This is a genomic window from Amycolatopsis sp. NPDC004368 (assembly GCF_053602515.1).
Genome location: NZ_JBSGDT010000001.1, coordinates 543,263 through 558,705, shown reverse-complemented (window position 1 = coordinate 558,705; position 15,443 = coordinate 543,263). Strand labels below are relative to the sequence as shown.

Below are 15,443 nucleotides of genomic sequence, written 5' to 3'. Positions count from 1 at the left end.
CTGTGGTCCGGTGGGTACGGACCCGATCCTAGACGTGCAGGTCAGAGCGCCGAGATCGCGTCTTCGATCGTGTCCCCGCCCGAGATGAGCTCAAGCGTGCGCCGCGCGGTGGCCGGTGCGTCGAGCAGGGCGACGACCACGGCGGCGACGTCTTCGCGTGGCACCTTGGCGCGGCCGGTCTTGGGGGCGAGCTTGACGTTGCCGGTGCCGGAATCGTTGGTCAGCTGGCCGGGCCGCAGGATCGTCCAGTCGAGGTCACGGGCCTTCAGGTCTTCCTCGGCCGCGGCCTTCGCCTGCAGGTAGGCGCGGAAAACGGGGTCGAGACCCGGTGCGTCGGGATTGTCGGCGCCCATCGACCCGATCTGGACGAACCGGCGGACGCCCGCGCGCTCGGCAGCGTCGGCGAACAACGCGGCGGCGGCGCGGTCGACGGTGTCCTTGCGAGCCTCGCCGCTGCCCGGGCCGGCCCCCGCGGCGAACACCGCGGCGTCGGCTCCGCGGAGCACGTCGGCGACCGCGTCCACATCGGACTGCTCCAGATCGAGCACCACGGTCACCGCTCCGGCGGCCAGCAGGTCGCCTTCGTGGTCGGGGTTGCGCACGATCCCGACGGGCTGATCACCCCGCTCGGCCAGCAGTTTCTCGAGACGAAGGGCGATCTGACCGTGTCCACCGGCAATGACGACTCGCATGGTCCCGACGGTAGTCCGGTCGGGCGGCCCGCGCAGGTCGGTCAGTCGACGTCGGCGGGGACCTCGGCGGTGCGCAGCAGCTGGCCGTACGCCATCTCGTTGACCCAGCGCGACACCGGGTCCTCGGCGAGGAGGATGCGCTCGCTGCGGCCCTCGAGGTCGAGGTCGACCTGGGCGTGGGGGTCGGCGGTGGCGATGGCGAGCCCGTACGCGCGGGCGCGCGGCAGGCAATTCGCCACGTAGTCTTCCGTCAGTACGGCAGGCGATGGGAGCACCATCGCGGCCTCGCCGTAACGTGCGAACGGAACCGCGGAGGCCATCGCGGTCCGCCAGTGCCGTGCGACCGCGAGGACGCCGATGATCTCGGCGGCCGGCGCGGGTGCGGTCGCGGCCAGCTCTGGCCAGGTCCAGGTGTCGACGGTGGCGCGATCGGCGACGGGACCGACACCCATCGCGATCCGCTCCGCGTGCACGTCGGTGCGAAGCCGGGCGACGATGCTGACCTTGCGGCCGAGCAGGGTCGCCTCGGGCAGCACAACGCCGTTCCAGCCCAGCAGGGCCGCGGCCTTGCGCGCCAGCTCGTCAACGCTCGCGGGGAGCTCGATCGGCGGCACCACCCGGCTCGGCATCGACCGGCTGCGCTTCGCGCCACCGGCGACCGTCGAGCGCTCGGTGTTCTGAGGTGTAGCCGCCACGAGTTCCGCCTCCTTCAACAACCTGTACCCCTGCGTGCCTCGTAAAACCGGCACATGACTTGAGTACCAGTGCGGCGGCACGGGGTCTTCACGTAACGCGAGTGGCTGCGATCGGCGGCGCTCAGCGGTCGGTGACCGGTCGGTGGGCGGTCGGCGGACTTCGGCCCGACGGTGCGGCCAACCGAGTGAGCCGGAGGTGAGTGGCGTAACGCACCGCCTACGAACGACTACCCGCAGCCCGGAACGCCCACGTGGCAAAGGGTCCAGCTCGTTACGCCGTTCGGCGCAACCGAGCTGGGGTTCCACTGTGGACGTCGCAGGTCGGAGGCGTCACCCGGTTGGCGGTGACCTTCGCCGCAGCGAGGCCGCGGGGGGCCGGAATAGGGTTACGCGACTGTCGAGGAGAGGAGCGAGCATGACGCAGGTCCGCCCCCGCCGTTCGGTGCTCTACATGCCCGGCGCCAACGAGCGCGCGCTCGAGAAGGCCCGGACGCTGCCGGCCGACGCTCTCGTCCTGGACCTCGAGGACGCCGTGGCCCCGGACGCGAAGGAAGCCGCGCGCGACCGCGTGTGCGCCGCGCTCGGCGACTACGGCTCCCGCGAGGTGGCCATCCGCGTAAACGGCCTGGACACCGAATGGCACGACGCCGACCTGCGCGCCGCCGCGGCCGCCGGCCCTGCCGCCGTCGTGGTGCCGAAGGTGAACTCCGCGAGCGAGGTGCACGCCATCGAGCGCGCCCTGGAGCTCGGCGGCGCGCCTGCGTCGACGAAGATCTGGGCGATGCTGGAGACACCCGTCGCGATCCTGCACGCGGCGGAGATCGCGGCCGCGTCCGAGCGGCTCACGGTGCTCGTGCTGGGTACGAACGACCTGGCGAAGGAACTGCACGCCGCCTTCGTCCCGGGGCGCGCTCCCCTGCTGGCCTCGCTGTCCACCGCCGTCCTCGCCGCCCGCGCGACGGGCAAGGCTGTCCTCGACGGCGTCTACAACGACGTGAAGGACACCGCCGGTTTCGAGGCGGAATGCCGCCAGGCCCGCGACTTCGGCTTCGACGGCAAGACGCTGATCCACCCGGCGCAGCTCGAACCGTGCAACCGGATCTTCGCCCCGTCCGCCGAGGAGATCGACCACGCGCGCCGCGTGATCACGGCGTTCGACGAGGCGCGCGCCGCCGGCCGCGGTGTGGTGACGGTGGATGGGCGGATGGTGGAGAACCTGCACGTGGAGCAGGCACAGCGCGTGCTGGCGATGGCCGACGCCGTCAGCTGACCGGCCAGGGGCGTTGCTCCGGACGCAACCGTTCGTACGCCGCAGCCGCGCGAAGGACCTCGACGTCGGCGAAGCGCGGGCCGGCGAGCTGCAGGCCGATCGGGACGCCGGCGCTCGTGTAGCCGCAGTTCAGGGACACCGCGGGCTGGCCCGACATGTTGTACGGCACCGTGAAGGCGATGTGCTCGAAGGGGCGCTGCGGGTCGTTCGTCGGGGAGGCGTGGTCGAAGGGCGGGGCCGCGACGGGGCAGGTCGGGGAGAGCACGAGGTCGTACGGGGCCGTGGCGGTCAGGGCGGCGACGCTCATGCGGTCGATGCAGGCGAAGCCGCGGTAGGTGTCCAATCCGGACACCTGGGCACCGCCCGACGCCCAGGTGGCGATGTACGGGAGCACCTGGGCGCGGCGGTCTTCGGGCAGTGCTTCCAGGTCGGACCACGCGCGGACGCGCCAGAACACATCCAAGCCGTCGAGCAGTTCGCGCGTGAGGAACGGGGCGACGGGCGTGACGACGGCGCCCGCGGCCTCGAAGACCTGGGCCGCGGCGGTGGCGGCCGCGAGGATCTCCGGATCGACGGGAAGCCCGGCGCCCGGGTCGAGGTGGAGGCCGACGCGCAGGCCGCGCAAGGACGAGTCGAGCGCGTCCCAGTCGAGCGACGACGGCGGGAGGCTGAGGTGGTCGCGGCGATCCGGCGCCGACAGCACACTCATCAGCAGCGCCGTGTCGGCGACGGTCCGGGTCAGCGGGCCCGCGACGCGGCCGAGAAACGGCGGGTCCACCGGCACGCGGCCGAAGCTCGGCTTCAGGCCGACGAGGCCGCACCAGCCCGCGGGCAGGCGGATGGAGCCGCCGATGTCGGTGCCGACGTGGAGGGGGCCGTAGCCCGCGGCGGCGGCCGCGGCGGCGCCGGCGCTCGAGCCGCCTGGGGTGCGGGTGAGGTCCCAGGGGTTGCGCGCCGAGTCGTGGAAACTGGACAGGCCCGAGGTGAGCATGCCGTAGTCGGGCATGGTCGTTTTGGCCAGCAGCACGGCGCCGGACTCACGCACGCGTGCGGCGGCGGGGGCGTCGGTGGTGGCCGGGGTGAGCGCCGTCGCGGCGGTGCCGAGCGGGACGGGCGTGCCGCGGGTGGCGATGTTTTCCTTCAGCGTCAAGGGAACGCCGTCGATCGGACCCAGGGGGTCACCAGCGTGCCAGCGGGCTTCGGACTCCTTCGCGGCGGCGCGGGCCGAAGCGGCGTCGTACGCATACAGAGCGTGTAGCTGCGGCTCGCGCTCGTCGATGCGGGCGAGGACGGCCTCGGTCGCCTCGACGGGCGACACGGTGCCTGCGCGGTAACCCGCGACGAGGTCCATCGCGGTCAGATCGGCCAGCTCCATCGTTGCCTCCTTGCTCACGAAGCTCGGTCACGAAGCGGGTGGTTCGAACCGCCCGTCGACGGCGGTCCAGCCCCCGTCGACGGCCAGCACGGACCCGGTCACGAACGTCGAAGCGTCGGACGCGAGGTACACCACGGCGCCGGCCAGCTCGTCGGCGCGCGCCCAGCGGCCGAGGGCGCCCTTGGTGGCGTAGGCGTCGTACCAGTCCGGGCGCGCCTTGATCTGCGCGGTCAGCGGCGTCTCGACGACACCCGGCGCGATGGCGTTCACGCGCACGCCCGCCGGCCCGAACTCCGCGGCGGCCGTGCGCAACAGCTGCACCAACCCGGCTTTTGTCGCCGCATACGGGCCCTGGCCCGGCTCGACGGTGGTGCCGCGGATCGACGAAAAGCCGATGATGCTGCCGCGGCCGCGCTCGACCATCGGCCGGCCGAACGCGCGCACCACCTCGAACGCGACGCCGAGGTTCAGCGCGACGACGCGGTCGAACTCCTCGCGGGTGTAGTCGAGCAAGCGCTTGCGCACGTTGACGCCGGCGGTGAGGACCACGGCGTCGAGCTCACCGAGCTCCGAAGCCGCCTGCTCGACGGCGCCCGGTTCCAGCAGGTCGATCTCGTACGCCTCGGCCACACCGGTCTCGCGCGCGGCGGCCACGTCACGGTCGGCGCAGATCACGTGCGCGCCGTGCGCGGCCAACGCGCGCGCGGCTTCCCGGCCGATGCCGGAGCCACCACCGAGCACCACGGCGCGGCGGCCGTCGAGGCGGAACAGGTTTTCGTACGTCACGGGCGCAGCACCGCCATCCTCGTCACGGTCAGTTCTTCCACGGCGAAGCGCGGCCCCTCGCGGCCGATGCCTGAGTCCTTCACGCCGCCGTAGGGCATGGTGTCGGATCGGAAGCCGGGGACCTCGTTCACGACGACACCACCGACGTCGAGCTCGTCGAGCGCGCGGAACGCGGTGTTCAAAGACCGGCTGTAGACGCTGGCGTGCAGGCCGTAGCGCGACGCGTTGACCGCCTCGAACGCGGCGTCCACATCGGACACCGTGCGCAGGCAGACGACGGGGCCGAAGATCTCCTCGTCCCAGCACTGGGTGCCATCGGGGACGTCGGCGAGCACGGTGGGCTCCAGGACACCGTCGCGCAGCGAACCGCCGACCAGCAGACGTGCGCCCGCGGCGATCGCTTTGCCGACCCAGTCGTGGACGCGCTCGGTGGAGCGCCGGTCGATCAGCTTCGACACGCGCGTGGTGTCGAGCCGCGGGTCGCCGACGGTCACTTCACCGAGGCGCGCCACCACTTTCGCGGTGAACTCCTCCGCTGCCGAAGCAACGACGAGCACCCGTTGCACCGAGATGCACGCCTGGCCCGACGCGTAGAACCCGCCGCGCAGCACGGCGTCGGCGGCCGCGTCGAGGTCGGCGTCTTCCGCAACGACCAGTGCGGCGTTGGAACCGAGCTCGAGCAGCGTTTTCGTCGGGGCTGCGTCGCGGGCGATGCGGTGGCCGACGGCGGCCGAGCCGGTGAAGGAGACCGCGCCGACGCGGCGGTCGGTGACCAGCGCCGAGCCGACTGAAGCGTCACCCGTCACCAGCTGCACCATCGCCGGCAGGGGCGCGGCCGAACGCACGAGGTGCACCAGCCACAGCGTCGCGAGCGGCGTCTGCGGCGCCGGCTTCACCACCACCGGGCAGCCGGCCGCGATAGCCGGCGCGATCTTGTGCGACGCCAGCAGCACCGGGTAGTTGAACCCGGCGATCCCGACCACCACGCCGATCGGCTTGCGCTTCCAGAAGCCGACGAGGCCGTCGCCGGAAGGGAGCAGGTCCAGCGGCACCGTCTCGCCGTGCAGGCGCGACACCTCTTCGGCCGCGGCTTCCCACGTGACGATCGAGCGCGCGACCTCCACCCGGCAGTCGACCAGCGGCTTGCCGGTCTCCAGCACCAGCAGCTGTTCGAACTCCTCGCGCCGCGAGCGCAACGCGCCGGCCACGTCGTTCAGCAAGGTCCGCCGCGTCCGCGAAGGCAGCGCCGCCACCTCACGCGCGACCGCCACCGCCTCGTCGATCGCCCGCTTCGCCAGCGCCGCGGTGCCGACGGGCGCCACCCCGACCACACTGCCGTCGTACGGGAAAACGATCTCCGTGGTGTCCTCTGTAGACACCCAGCCGGCGCCGATCGGCAGCCCCTGCGGGTAGTCAGGCATCGTCCGCACTCCCTCCGCTCAGCCGGGCCAGCTCGGCACGCAGGTTGGGCGCGGCCGCCAGCAGTTCCCGGGTGTATTCGTGCTTCGGCGTCCCGTAGACCTCCTCGACCGCGCCGAGCTCCACCACCTCCCCGCGCCGCATCACGGCGACGCGGTCGCACACGTGCCGCACCACGCCGAGGTCGTGCGAGACGAACACCAACGTGAGCGAAAACTCGTCGACCAACCGGGCCAGCAGATCGAGGATCTGCTTGCGCACCGACACGTCCAGCGCGCTCACCGGCTCGTCGGCCAGCAGCACCTTCGGGTTCGGCGCCAGCGCCCGCGCGATCGAGATCCGCTGCCGCTGGCCGCCGGAGAACTGGTGCGGGTAACGCAGAGCGGCGTCGGCGGGCAGACCGACGGCCTCCAGCAGCTCCGCCACCCGCAACGGCGAACGCCGGCCGAGCGGCTCGGAAATGATGTCCCGCACGCGCATCCGCGGGTCGAGCGAACCCATCGGGTCCTGGAACACGATCTGCATCGACGACCGCAGGAACCCCAGCTTGCGCTCGGGCAGGTTGTCGATCCGGCGGCCGTCGAAGGAAACGGTGCCCGACGTCGGCCGGTCCAGCCCCGCGAGCAAGCGCACCAGTGTGGACTTGCCCGAGCCGGACTCGCCGACGATCCCGAACCGCTGGCCCGCCTCGACGTCGAAGCTCACGCCCCGCAGCGCGTCGACGTTCCGGCGTGGATACCTGCGCACCAGGTCACGGACCTCGATCATCGCGCTGCCTCCAGATCTGACGCAGCCAACAGCGCTTTTGTGTAGTCGTGTTTCGGCGCCGTCAACACGTCTCGAGTCGAGCCGCGCTCCACGATCTCGCCGTCGAGCATCACCAGCACCCGCTCGCACACCGACGCCACCACCGCCAGGTCGTGTGTGATGAACAGCAGCGCCGCCTCGGGCGACAACGATTCCTTGATCAGCGCCAAGATCTGCGCCTGCACCGTGACGTCGAGCGCCGTGGTCGGCTCGTCGCAGATCAGCAGCGACGGCTCGTTGGCCAGCGCCATCGCGAGCACCACGCGCTGCCGCTGCCCGCCGGAGAGCTGGTGCGGGTACGCCCGCACGGTGCCCGGCAACCCGACGGCCGCCAGCAGCTCCTCGGCCGAACGCCCGCGCCGACCGTGCGCGCGGAACGGCTCCGTCACCTGCCGGCCGACCCGCATCGCCGGGTTCAGCGCGGTCATCGGCTCCTGGAACACCATGGACAACCCGTTGCCCCGCAGCCGCGACAGCTCGCGTTCCGGCGCGCCCACCAGCTCCCGGCCGTCGAGCCGCACCGAGCCCGTCGCCCGTAGTTCGTCGGGCAGCAGGCCCATGATCGACAACGCCGTGAGCGACTTCCCGGATCCCGATTCGCCGATCAGCCCGACGCGTTCGCCCGCGCCGATCTCGAACGACACGTCCCGCACCAGCTCACCGACGCGCAGACCTTCCACGGTGAGAGTCATGAGCGCGCCGCCAATCGCGGGTCGAGCCGGTCTCGCAGGCCGTCGCCGAGCAGGTTGAACCCGAGCACCGCCACGGCGATCGCGACGCCGGGCACCAACGCGAGCCGCGGGTGGATCGTCAGCAGCTCCTGCGACTCCTGCAGCATCCGCCCCCACGACGGCGTCGGTGGGCGCGTGCCGAAGCCCAGGAACGACAGCGCGGCCTCGGCCAGCACGGCGATCGCGAACGACACCGAAGACTGCACGATCAGCAGGCCCGAGATGTTCGGCAGCACGTGCCGCACCGCGATGTTCGTGCGCGAGCGCCCGGCCGCGCGCGCCGCGAGCACGAACTCGGTGCTGCCCACCTGCAACGTGCCCGACCGCGCGATCCGCGCGAACGACGGGATGGTCGCGATGCCGATGGCCACCATCGCCGTGAGCGTGTCGGCACCGAACACCGCGCCGAACATGATCGCCAGCAGCAGCGCGGGGAAGGCGAGCACCAGGTCGTTCACGCGCATCACGAACTCGCCCAGCCACCGCGGCGCCAGGCCCGCCAGCACACCGAACGGCGTGCCGATCACCGCGGCGATGCCGACGGCCACGACACCCACGTACAGCGTGGTGCGCGCGCCGACCATGATCTGGCTGAACACGTCGCGGCCGAACTTGTCGGTGCCGAAGAGGTGCTCGGCCGAGAACCCCAGCAGCTTGTCGGGGGCGTTGACCTGCACCGGGTCGTACGGCGTCCAGACGAACGACACGAGCGCGGCCAGCACCACGAGCCCGACCAGCACCGAGCCGACGAGCAGGTTGCCACTGCGGGTGCGCACTCCGAGCGTGGTCATCACGAACCCCGCAATCTCGGGTCGAGCACCGTGTAGAGCACGTCGACGACGAAGTTCACCAGCAGCACCCCCGCCACCAGCACCAGCACGATTCCCTGCACGGTCAACAGATCCCGCGATGACACGGCGTCGAGCAGCATGCTGCCCAGCCCCGGCAGCACGAACACGCGCTCCACCACGACCGCGCCGATCAGCAGCGTCGCGAGCTGCAGGCCGAGCACCGTGACCACGGGCACCGACGCGTTGCGCAACCCGTGGCGCCGCAACGCCTGCGCCGGCAGCAGGCCCTTCGACCGCGCCGTGCGCAGGTAGTCCTGGCCAAGTGTGTCGAGCACCGCCGAGCGGACGTAGCGCGTGAGCACCGCGCCCTGCACCAAGCCGAGCGAAAGCGCCGGCAGGATCAGCCCGCGCACGAACTGCCCGGCGTCCTGGTCCGGCGGCGTCCACCCGCCGCTCGGCAGCCACCGCAGCTGCACCGCGAAGATCTGCACGAGGATGATCCCGGCGAGGAACGCGGGGATCGCCACGCCGATCTGCGACAGCCCGGAAACCGTGGCGCCACTGGGTTTGCGGTGTCGGACAGCAGCGAACACGCCCACCGGGACCGCGATCACCAGCGCCACCACCATCCCGGCGCCGACCAGCCACAACGTGACGCCGAGCCGGTCGAGCAGCTGGGGGCCGATCGCCTCGCGCGTGACGTACGAGCGGCCGAAGTCGCCGTGCAGCACGCCGCCGATCCAGTTGAGGTACTGCGTGACCAGCGGCTGGTCGATGCCGAACTCCGCACGCGTCTTGGCCAGCAGCTCGGGCGTCGCGTTGACGCCGAGCGCGACCTGCGCCGGATCGCCCGGGAGCACGGCCATGAACAGGAACACCACGATCGACGCGACGAACAGGCTGACCACGAGGATCGCCACGCGCCGGAGCACCTTCACCGTCATGCGGGCCTCAATCCGGTGAGGTCGAACGACTCGCTGACCTGGTTCTTCGCGAACCCGGTGACCTTCTTCTTCGCCACGATCACGTTGGGGTACAAGAACAACCAGTCGGCGGCCGCGTCGGTGTTGAGCCGGCGCGCGACCTGCTTCATGTCGGTGACCTGCTGCTGCGTCGTGCCGCTGTCGGCCTCGGCCAGCAGCTGTTGCACGCGCTTGTCGTCGTAGCCCCAGTAGTACGTGGGTTTCCCGAACGTCGTGATGTCGCGAGCTTCCACGTGCTGGATGATCGACAGGTCGTAGTCGTGGTCGGTGAACACCTGCTTGAGCCACACGGCGGGGAAGTCGAGCGGTTCGATCGTGGTCCACACGCCCACGTCGGCCAGCTCCGACTGCACCACCTGCGCGGCCGACACGGCGTAGGGCAGGTTCGGGATCCGCAGCCGCAGGTTGAGGTTCTGCACGCCGGCCTGCGCGAGCAGCTGCTTGGCCTTCGCCGGGTCGTACGGGTACGTCTTCGACAGGTCTTCGTACCACGGGTCCGTGGGCGGGACCATGCTGCCGATCAACGTGCCGCGGCCGTTGAACACGAGGTCCAGCACGGCTTTGCGGTCGATCGCGTAGGTGAGGGCCTGGCGCACGCGCGGGTCGTTCAGCGGCGCTTTCCGGTTGTTGAACGCGAGCGTGACCTCGCTGTTGGTGGTGCCCTGCAGGACGGTGAACCGGTCGTCGCCCTGGAACTGCGGGATCGAGTCGGCCGAGGTGAGCGAGGAGATCACGTCGATGCCGTTGCTGAGCAGGGCGTTGTTGAGTGCGGTGGGGTCGGCGACGTACTTGAGCACCACCGTGGAGTACGCGGGTTTGCGGCCCCAGTACGCCGGGTTCGCCTTGAGCACGATGGAATCCCCGCGCCGGCGCGAAGCGACTTCGTACGGGCCGGTGCCGACCGGTTTGTTCGCCAGGTCGGCCACGCCGGTCGGGCTGAACATGGCGCCGAGCCGGCTGGTGAGGCTGAAGAGCCAGCCGTTGCTGGGTTTCGAGAGCACCACGCGCGCGTGATCAGGCGAGACGACGTCCACGTGGTCCACCACGTCCATCGCCGACTTGATCGAGATCGTCCAGTCGGTTTTCACGCGCAGCAGCGAGAACTTCACGTCGGCGGCGGTGAACGGTGCGCCGTTGCTGAACTTCACGCCGGGTTGCAGCTGGAAGTCGTACGTCTTGCGATCGGGGCTCACGGTCCACGACTTGGCGAGCAGCGGCACGATCCGGCCCTGCGCGTCGAGCTTCACCAGGCCCTCGTAGACGTTGTAGAGCAAGGCCTGCGGGATGGCGGCGCCATCGGCGTGCGTGAAGTCGAAGTTCGCCGGCTCGGCCGTGAACCCCACCGACAGCGTGTCGGGACCGCTCGACACGCTCGCGCTGGACCCGGCCGAGCAGGCGGACGCCGTGAGCAGCACCGCGAGCGCCGCGAGGTGGAGCCGGGCTCTCATTCAGCCTCCTGTGACGGACCTTCGGCCGTTACACTAAGCCAGTACACTGGTCAGACCAGTAGCCTGAGTCAGGTTGGCACCACAAGACGCCGAGGTCAAGGGATGAAGTTCGAGCCGGTGGCCCCGGTCCGCGCCTACGAGCGGATCGTGGAGCAGATCGAGGAGGCCGTGGTCAGTGGCCGCCTCAAACCCGGCGAGCGCCTGCCCGGCGAACGAGAGCTCATGACGCAGTTCGGCGTCGGCCGCTCGACGGTGCGCGAAGCGTTGCGCGTGCTGCAGGCCGCCGAGTTGATCCGCTCGCGTCCGGGCGACCCACGGGGTCCCGAGGTTTTGGCCGCTTCTCCGGCGGCTCTGCACCGCTCCATGCACCGGCTCGCGCGAGCCGAGCACGTGGGGCTGGCGGAGCTGCTGCAGTTCCGCATGGTCCTCGACGGCTCCGCGCACCTGCTGGCCGCCCAGCTCCGCACCGACGACGATCTGTCCGCTTTGGACGCTGCACTCACTTCGATGCGCGCCGGCGCCGAGGAAGGCTTCGAGCAGTTCAGCCACGCCGACGTGGCTTTCCACGAGACGATCGCCCGCGCGTCGCGCAACCCGCTGCTGGTGGTGAGCGCGGAGGTGGTGCGCGGCGTGGTGCTGGAGCTGATCGAGGACAAACTCTCGCACGCGCGGGACCGGACCGCGTTGATGCAGTCCTGGCTCGCGCACCACGCCTCGGTGCTGGACGCCGTGCGCGCCTCCGACGGCGACCTGGCGGCCCGCCTGGCGCGGCGGGCGTTGTGGGAGAACTACGCGGAGTATGTGCCGGAAGAGCAGCGCGCTTTGCTCAAGCCTTTGCTTTGAACCACAGCCCCCGCCGACAGCACAGCCCCCGCCGACAGCACAGCCCCCGCCGACAGCACAGCCCCCGCCGACAGCACAGCCCCCGCCGACAGCACAGCCCCCGCCCTCCTCTAGGGGGGCGTCCCCGTTCCATTTTATCAAGGTGAGGGGGCAAAAATCGGTGTCCGGCGAATCTGTGGACAACTCCGGCGGGAAAGTGCCGGCTGTGGATAGTTCGCAGTGGCGGCGGTGCGGCGCGAGCCGCCACTGCGACTGCGGCGACTGGCGGCGACTGGCGGCGACCGCGACGACTGGGCGGCGACTGGCGGCGAGCATGTGTGGCAAGGCCGGCGAAACCCGGCGGTGAACCGCGAGGCCCGCCTCGCCCGTGTCAAAGAAGAGGAGGTGGGTGATGGAACCCGCGAGTTTCTCGGTCGGCAGCGCCACGATCATGTACTTCGGCGAGCACATCAGCGACCGGGCGTGGCTGCTCAGCCGCAACGTCGCTGCTGAGGTGGAGCGGACGTTGGTGCTCGACGTGCCGCCGCACCTGCCGGCCGATGTGTGGAACGGCGTCCTCAAAGTTCTTCCCGCGCAAGCCGGTGCGGGTGATCGCGGCGCACGTCGGGCCGGATGAGGTGCAGAGGATGGGGCGGTGGCTGGCGACGCGGCTCGGTCATTCCGTGCTGATCTCCACGGGGATGGCCGACGTCTCCGGACGGATCGGGTGGTTCCGGGTCGAGCCGGCGCTGGTCAACACGTCATTCACGAACACCGCCGGAAAACGACCGCAGCCCGGCCGCTGGTGGCACCGGGCTGCGGGGTCGCGCTCGTAACCTCAGGAGACGAGGTTCGCGTACACGACGATGTTGTCCTTGTAGCTGTGCTCGGCGTGGTCGAACACGCCACCGCACGTGATCAGCCGCAGCTGCGGCTTGTCGGTGTTGCCGAAGACCGCCTGCGTCGGGAACGTGTCCTTCGGGACCTCGTCCTTGTGGTCCACCACGAACTTCAGCTTCTTGCCGTCGCTGCGTTCGATGTCGACCTCGTCGCCGGGGTTCACGTCCTTGAGCTTGTAGAAGATGCCCGGCTGGTGGTTGCCGTCGACGTGCCCCAGCACGATCGCCGGGCCGACGTCACCCGGCACGGGCGAGAGGCGGTACCACGCTGCCTGCATCGGCGTCTTCACCGACGGCACCGAGATCTGCCCGTCCTTGTTTGGCAGCACGGTGATCAGCGACGACTTCGCGCCGATCTTCGGGATCTCCACCGACGTCGGCCGCAGGCCGGTGAACGGCTTGGTCACCGGGACCGAGGTCGACGCCGGGGCGGGCTTCGACGCGGCCGGGGCCGCGTCCGAGCCGCAGCCGCTCAGCGTGAGGGAAAGGAGCAGGGCGCCCGCGATGGCGACGCCCTGCCCGTACTTGCCAATCCGGCCAAAAGCAGGCCGACCCCCGCGCGGCACGTAACCGTCACTGCGAAGCCATTCGGCCGTGACTGTGGCCGGATGGGCAATGTTCGGCGCAGTTTTCGCCATCAAGCGGCCATGCCGCCGAAGCCGGTCTCGACGCCGCCCTTGGGCGCGTACTTGACCTGCGAGGTGCCGTCACCGTCGGTGGTGCCCGCCGAGCCGGCGGCCGCGCCACCCGCCGGCGGCACCGGCTGGTCGCCGGTCTTGTCGCCACCGCAGGTCCAGGTCGCGGTCACGTTGCCGGCGTCGAAAGACACGCCGTCGTGGCGCTGCACGATCCAGCCCCAGTACCGGCCGTCGGTCTCGTCCTGGTGCGGGCCATCGATCAGGTCGAAGTCGCTCGAGGACACGTTGGTCGGCTCGCCCGCGGCGCAGGCGATCACGAACAGGCCCTGGCCACCGTCGAAGTCGACGCCGTAGGCGGTGTCGTCCTCGTACGGCGGCTCTTCCGGCGTGGTGGTCTCTTCCGAACCCGACGTGGTCGGGGTCGACGAGTCGCTCGGCTCACCGGTGTTGCCCGGCTGGCTCGTTTCGGTCGGCTTGCCGGTGGTCGACGTCGGCGTGTCCGAAGAGGACGGTGCCTGCGAAGACGACGAGGGAGCGTCCGAGGACGTCGAGCTCGTGGTGGGCGCGTTGTCCGCCGGAGTTTCCGAAGAGGGCGGAGCCGAGACCTCGGTGGTGGTCGTGACACTGCCGTTGTCCTCGTCAGCGAAGGCGGTCGGCGTGACGGCGAGGCTGATCAGGGCGCCCGCGAGCACGGCGCCCGCGAGTCTGCCCAGGGTCTTCTTCACGTGTTGTTCTCCCTGGAAGAAAGCGCGGTGACCCCCACCGCGTTCGCTGATCCTGCCGGAGGAACGGGCTGAACAAGAAACGTTTTCCCGGTGATTAAAAGCACCGCAAACGTTGGTAACGAACCCACCAGCTGGGGCGATGAATGGGGTCAATACCCCAGAGCAGCCAGGGAAACCGGCGCGACCGCACCTTTACTGTAACAGTTTCGGTCGCGCCGCTGGACCCTCGTGAATTGTTGGCGGAATCTACGCCAGCGCGGTAACCAGATCGCGCCAGAGGTCCTCCGGGTCCTCCAGCCCGACGGAAAAGCGCACCAACCCAGCCGGCACGCGCTCCTCACCCGGCAGCCAAGCCCGGCGCTCCACCAGGCTTTCCACGCCACCGAGGCTCGTCGCCGAGCGGATCAACCGGACGCCGCCGCACACCTTGTCGGCAGCCTCGGCCGTGGGCAGCTCGAACGACACCATCATCCCGAAACCGGGGTAGCGCACCTTCGTCACGGCCGGGTGTTCCGCCAGCCGGGAAGCCAGCAGCGCCGCCGTTTTCGTCTGCTCCGCGAGCCGCACCGGCATGGTGCGCAGGCCACGCAACGCGAGCCACGCTTCGAGCGCGCCCGGCGTCGAGCCGATGCGCGTGCGCGCACCGCGCAGCTCCGCCGCGATGGCCTCGTCGGCCGCCACGGTGATGCCCAGCAACAGGTCGCTGTGGCCACCGATGAGCTTGGTCGCGCTGTGCACCACGATGTCCGCGCCCAGCTTCAACGGCTGTTGGTGCAACGGTGTCGCGAACGTGTTGTCCACGACGACCCGGCCGCGGGTCTCGCGCGCGATGGTCTCGAGGTCCATCACGTCGAGCGTCGGGTTCGTGGGGGACTCCAGCCACAGCAGATCGGCGTCGCAGTCGAGCCACGCCTGGGTGTCGGTGGGTTCGAGCTCGATCACGCTGAGCCGCCCCATCTTCTCCGCGTGGTGCATCGCGCCGCGCGTCACGGCGTAGCTGAACGTGGGCACCGCGACCGTCGAGCCGACCGGCAGCGTGTCGAGCACGGCCGAGAGTGTCGCGACGCCGGAGCCGAAGCTGGTCGCGTGACCACCTTCCAGCGCACCGACGGCTTCTTCCAGCGCGAGCCAGGTGTCCGTGCCGTCGGAGCGCGCGTAGACGAAGTCGCCGCCGGCCTCGAAGGTGCTCGTGGCCACGATCGGCGTGTTCAGGGGCTCGCCGGGGCCGTGCGGCCGCCCGGCGGCGATCGCGAGCGTGCGCGGTGTCCAATCGTCCATGACGGACACCGTAACCTCGGGGTCGCCACCGGGCAGCCGTGATGTGGCGGTCGGCTCACCCGCGCCGGCGAGCCGACCACGCTC

General features: G+C 70.6%; 17 protein-coding genes. 4 read left to right on the top strand and 13 right to left on the bottom strand.

The window, feature by feature from the left end; translation table 11 throughout:
- Positions 1–41: 41 nt before the first annotated feature.
- Both ACWEOE_RS02560 and ACWEOE_RS02555 read right to left on the bottom strand, forming a co-directional pair.
- Positions 42–692, bottom strand: a complete 651-nt coding sequence (locus ACWEOE_RS02560) for an NAD(P)H-binding protein (protein WP_452002838.1) — start codon at positions 690–692, stop codon at positions 42–44.
- Positions 693–733: 41 nt separating this feature from the next.
- A complete protein-coding gene (locus ACWEOE_RS02555; RefSeq protein ID WP_452002836.1) occupies positions 734–1,387 on the bottom strand; it encodes a hypothetical protein in 654 nt (217 codons plus the stop codon).
- Between the two features lie 415 nt (positions 1,388–1,802).
- On the opposite strand from ACWEOE_RS02555, the gene ACWEOE_RS02550 reads away from it, so the two are divergent.
- Positions 1,803–2,657: an HpcH/HpaI aldolase/citrate lyase family protein gene (locus ACWEOE_RS02550; RefSeq protein ID WP_452002833.1), complete on the top strand. Its 855-nt coding sequence runs from the start codon at positions 1,803–1,805 to the stop codon at positions 2,655–2,657.
- Here the strand turns inward: ACWEOE_RS02550 and ACWEOE_RS02545 are convergent.
- From ACWEOE_RS02545 to ACWEOE_RS02510, 8 genes are read right to left on the bottom strand one after another with little or no spacing between them, the layout of a single operon-like run.
- The gene (locus ACWEOE_RS02545; RefSeq protein WP_452002830.1) at positions 2,650–4,032 is read right to left on the bottom strand and encodes an amidase; all 1,383 of its coding nucleotides are present in this window, start codon (positions 4,030–4,032) and stop codon (positions 2,650–2,652) included. The two genes, ACWEOE_RS02550 and ACWEOE_RS02545, sit on opposite strands and share 8 nt — an antisense overlap.
- A 27-nt stretch (positions 4,033–4,059) precedes the next feature.
- Positions 4,060–4,818: an SDR family NAD(P)-dependent oxidoreductase gene (locus tag ACWEOE_RS02540; protein WP_452002828.1), complete on the bottom strand. Its 759-nt coding sequence runs from the start codon at positions 4,816–4,818 to the stop codon at positions 4,060–4,062.
- Positions 4,815–6,239, bottom strand: a complete 1,425-nt coding sequence (locus ACWEOE_RS02535) for an aldehyde dehydrogenase family protein (RefSeq protein WP_452002825.1) — start codon at positions 6,237–6,239, stop codon at positions 4,815–4,817. The genes ACWEOE_RS02540 and ACWEOE_RS02535 overlap by 4 nt, the downstream gene beginning before the upstream one ends.
- The gene (locus tag ACWEOE_RS02530; protein WP_452002822.1) at positions 6,232–7,005 is read right to left on the bottom strand and encodes an ABC transporter ATP-binding protein; all 774 of its coding nucleotides are present in this window, start codon (positions 7,003–7,005) and stop codon (positions 6,232–6,234) included. Before ACWEOE_RS02530 ends, ACWEOE_RS02535 begins: the two co-directional genes overlap by 8 nt.
- Complete coding sequence (locus tag ACWEOE_RS02525; RefSeq protein ID WP_452002819.1) at positions 7,002–7,736, bottom strand: ABC transporter ATP-binding protein; 735 nt, start codon at positions 7,734–7,736, stop codon at positions 7,002–7,004. Before ACWEOE_RS02525 ends, ACWEOE_RS02530 begins: the two co-directional genes overlap by 4 nt.
- Positions 7,733–8,566, bottom strand: coding sequence for an ABC transporter permease (locus tag ACWEOE_RS02520; protein ID WP_452002817.1), 834 nt, complete (start codon positions 8,564–8,566; stop codon positions 7,733–7,735). The genes ACWEOE_RS02525 and ACWEOE_RS02520 overlap by 4 nt, the downstream gene beginning before the upstream one ends.
- Positions 8,566–9,510 (bottom strand): ABC transporter permease, encoded by a 945-nt coding sequence (locus tag ACWEOE_RS02515; RefSeq protein ID WP_452002814.1) that lies wholly within the window; start codon positions 9,508–9,510, stop codon positions 8,566–8,568. The genes ACWEOE_RS02520 and ACWEOE_RS02515 overlap by 1 nt, the downstream gene beginning before the upstream one ends.
- Positions 9,507–10,997: an ABC transporter substrate-binding protein gene (locus ACWEOE_RS02510; RefSeq protein ID WP_452002812.1), complete on the bottom strand. Its 1,491-nt coding sequence runs from the start codon at positions 10,995–10,997 to the stop codon at positions 9,507–9,509. The genes ACWEOE_RS02515 and ACWEOE_RS02510 overlap by 4 nt, the downstream gene beginning before the upstream one ends.
- 102 nt (positions 10,998–11,099) lie before the next feature.
- Here ACWEOE_RS02510 and ACWEOE_RS02505 point away from each other — a divergent pair, with 102 nt between their 5' ends.
- The 3 genes from ACWEOE_RS02505 (at position 11,100) to ACWEOE_RS02495 (ending at position 12,655) form a co-directional block, all read left to right on the top strand.
- Positions 11,100–11,840, top strand: coding sequence for a FadR/GntR family transcriptional regulator (locus ACWEOE_RS02505; RefSeq protein ID WP_452002809.1), 741 nt, complete (start codon positions 11,100–11,102; stop codon positions 11,838–11,840).
- A 391-nt stretch (positions 11,841–12,231) separates the two neighbouring features.
- A complete protein-coding gene (locus ACWEOE_RS02500) occupies positions 12,232–12,456 on the top strand; it encodes a hypothetical protein (protein ID WP_452002806.1) in 225 nt (74 codons plus the stop codon).
- A gap of 10 nt (positions 12,457–12,466) precedes the next feature.
- On the top strand, positions 12,467–12,655 hold the full coding sequence (locus tag ACWEOE_RS02495) for a hypothetical protein (protein ID WP_452002804.1): 189 nt from the start codon (positions 12,467–12,469) through the stop codon (positions 12,653–12,655).
- Positions 12,656–12,657: 2 nt separating this feature from the next.
- On the opposite strand, the gene ACWEOE_RS02490 is transcribed toward ACWEOE_RS02495, so the two are convergent.
- The 3 genes from ACWEOE_RS02490 to ACWEOE_RS02480 all read right to left on the bottom strand — a co-directional run bounded on the left by ACWEOE_RS02490 (position 12,658) and on the right by ACWEOE_RS02480 (position 15,359).
- Positions 12,658–13,356 (bottom strand): class F sortase, encoded by a 699-nt coding sequence (locus ACWEOE_RS02490; protein ID WP_452002801.1) that lies wholly within the window; start codon positions 13,354–13,356, stop codon positions 12,658–12,660.
- Entirely contained in the window at positions 13,356–14,081 is a 726-nt protein-coding gene (locus ACWEOE_RS02485; RefSeq protein ID WP_452002799.1) for a hypothetical protein, read from the bottom strand. Before ACWEOE_RS02485 ends, ACWEOE_RS02490 begins: the two co-directional genes overlap by 1 nt.
- 246 nt (positions 14,082–14,327) lie before the next feature.
- The gene (locus tag ACWEOE_RS02480) at positions 14,328–15,359 is read right to left on the bottom strand and encodes a trans-sulfuration enzyme family protein (protein WP_452002796.1); all 1,032 of its coding nucleotides are present in this window, start codon (positions 15,357–15,359) and stop codon (positions 14,328–14,330) included.
- Between the last annotated feature and the right edge of the window lie 84 nt (positions 15,360–15,443).

What these genes read in the sequence shown, in the direction of transcription:
- ACWEOE_RS02515 (WP_452002814.1), bottom strand. Translation starts at nt 9,510, where the DNA reads ATGACGGTGAAGGTGCTCCGGCGCGTGGCGATCCTCGTGGTCAGCCTG.
- ACWEOE_RS02510 (WP_452002812.1), bottom strand. Translation starts at nt 10,997, where the DNA reads ATGAGAGCCCGGCTCCACCTCGCGGCGCTCGCGGTGCTGCTCACGGCG.
- ACWEOE_RS02520 (WP_452002817.1), bottom strand. Translation starts at nt 8,566, where the DNA reads ATGACCACGCTCGGAGTGCGCACCCGCAGTGGCAACCTGCTCGTCGGC.
- ACWEOE_RS02535 (WP_452002825.1), bottom strand. Translation starts at nt 6,239, where the DNA reads ATGCCTGACTACCCGCAGGGGCTGCCGATCGGCGCCGGCTGGGTGTCT.
- ACWEOE_RS02545 (WP_452002830.1), bottom strand. Translation starts at nt 4,032, where the DNA reads ATGGAGCTGGCCGATCTGACCGCGATGGACCTCGTCGCGGGTTACCGC.
- ACWEOE_RS02505 (WP_452002809.1), top strand. Translation starts at nt 11,100, where the DNA reads ATGAAGTTCGAGCCGGTGGCCCCGGTCCGCGCCTACGAGCGGATCGTG.
- ACWEOE_RS02560 (WP_452002838.1), bottom strand. Translation starts at nt 692, where the DNA reads ATGCGAGTCGTCATTGCCGGTGGACACGGTCAGATCGCCCTTCGTCTC.
- ACWEOE_RS02490 (WP_452002801.1), bottom strand. Translation starts at nt 13,356, where the DNA reads ATGGCGAAAACTGCGCCGAACATTGCCCATCCGGCCACAGTCACGGCC.
- ACWEOE_RS02495 (WP_452002804.1), top strand. Translation starts at nt 12,467, where the DNA reads ATGGGGCGGTGGCTGGCGACGCGGCTCGGTCATTCCGTGCTGATCTCC.
- ACWEOE_RS02525 (WP_452002819.1), bottom strand. Translation starts at nt 7,736, where the DNA reads ATGACTCTCACCGTGGAAGGTCTGCGCGTCGGTGAGCTGGTGCGGGAC.
- ACWEOE_RS02480 (WP_452002796.1), bottom strand. Translation starts at nt 15,359, where the DNA reads ATGGACGATTGGACACCGCGCACGCTCGCGATCGCCGCCGGGCGGCCG.
- ACWEOE_RS02550 (WP_452002833.1), top strand. Translation starts at nt 1,803, where the DNA reads ATGACGCAGGTCCGCCCCCGCCGTTCGGTGCTCTACATGCCCGGCGCC.
- ACWEOE_RS02530 (WP_452002822.1), bottom strand. Translation starts at nt 7,005, where the DNA reads ATGATCGAGGTCCGTGACCTGGTGCGCAGGTATCCACGCCGGAACGTC.
- ACWEOE_RS02500 (WP_452002806.1), top strand. Translation starts at nt 12,232, where the DNA reads ATGGAACCCGCGAGTTTCTCGGTCGGCAGCGCCACGATCATGTACTTC.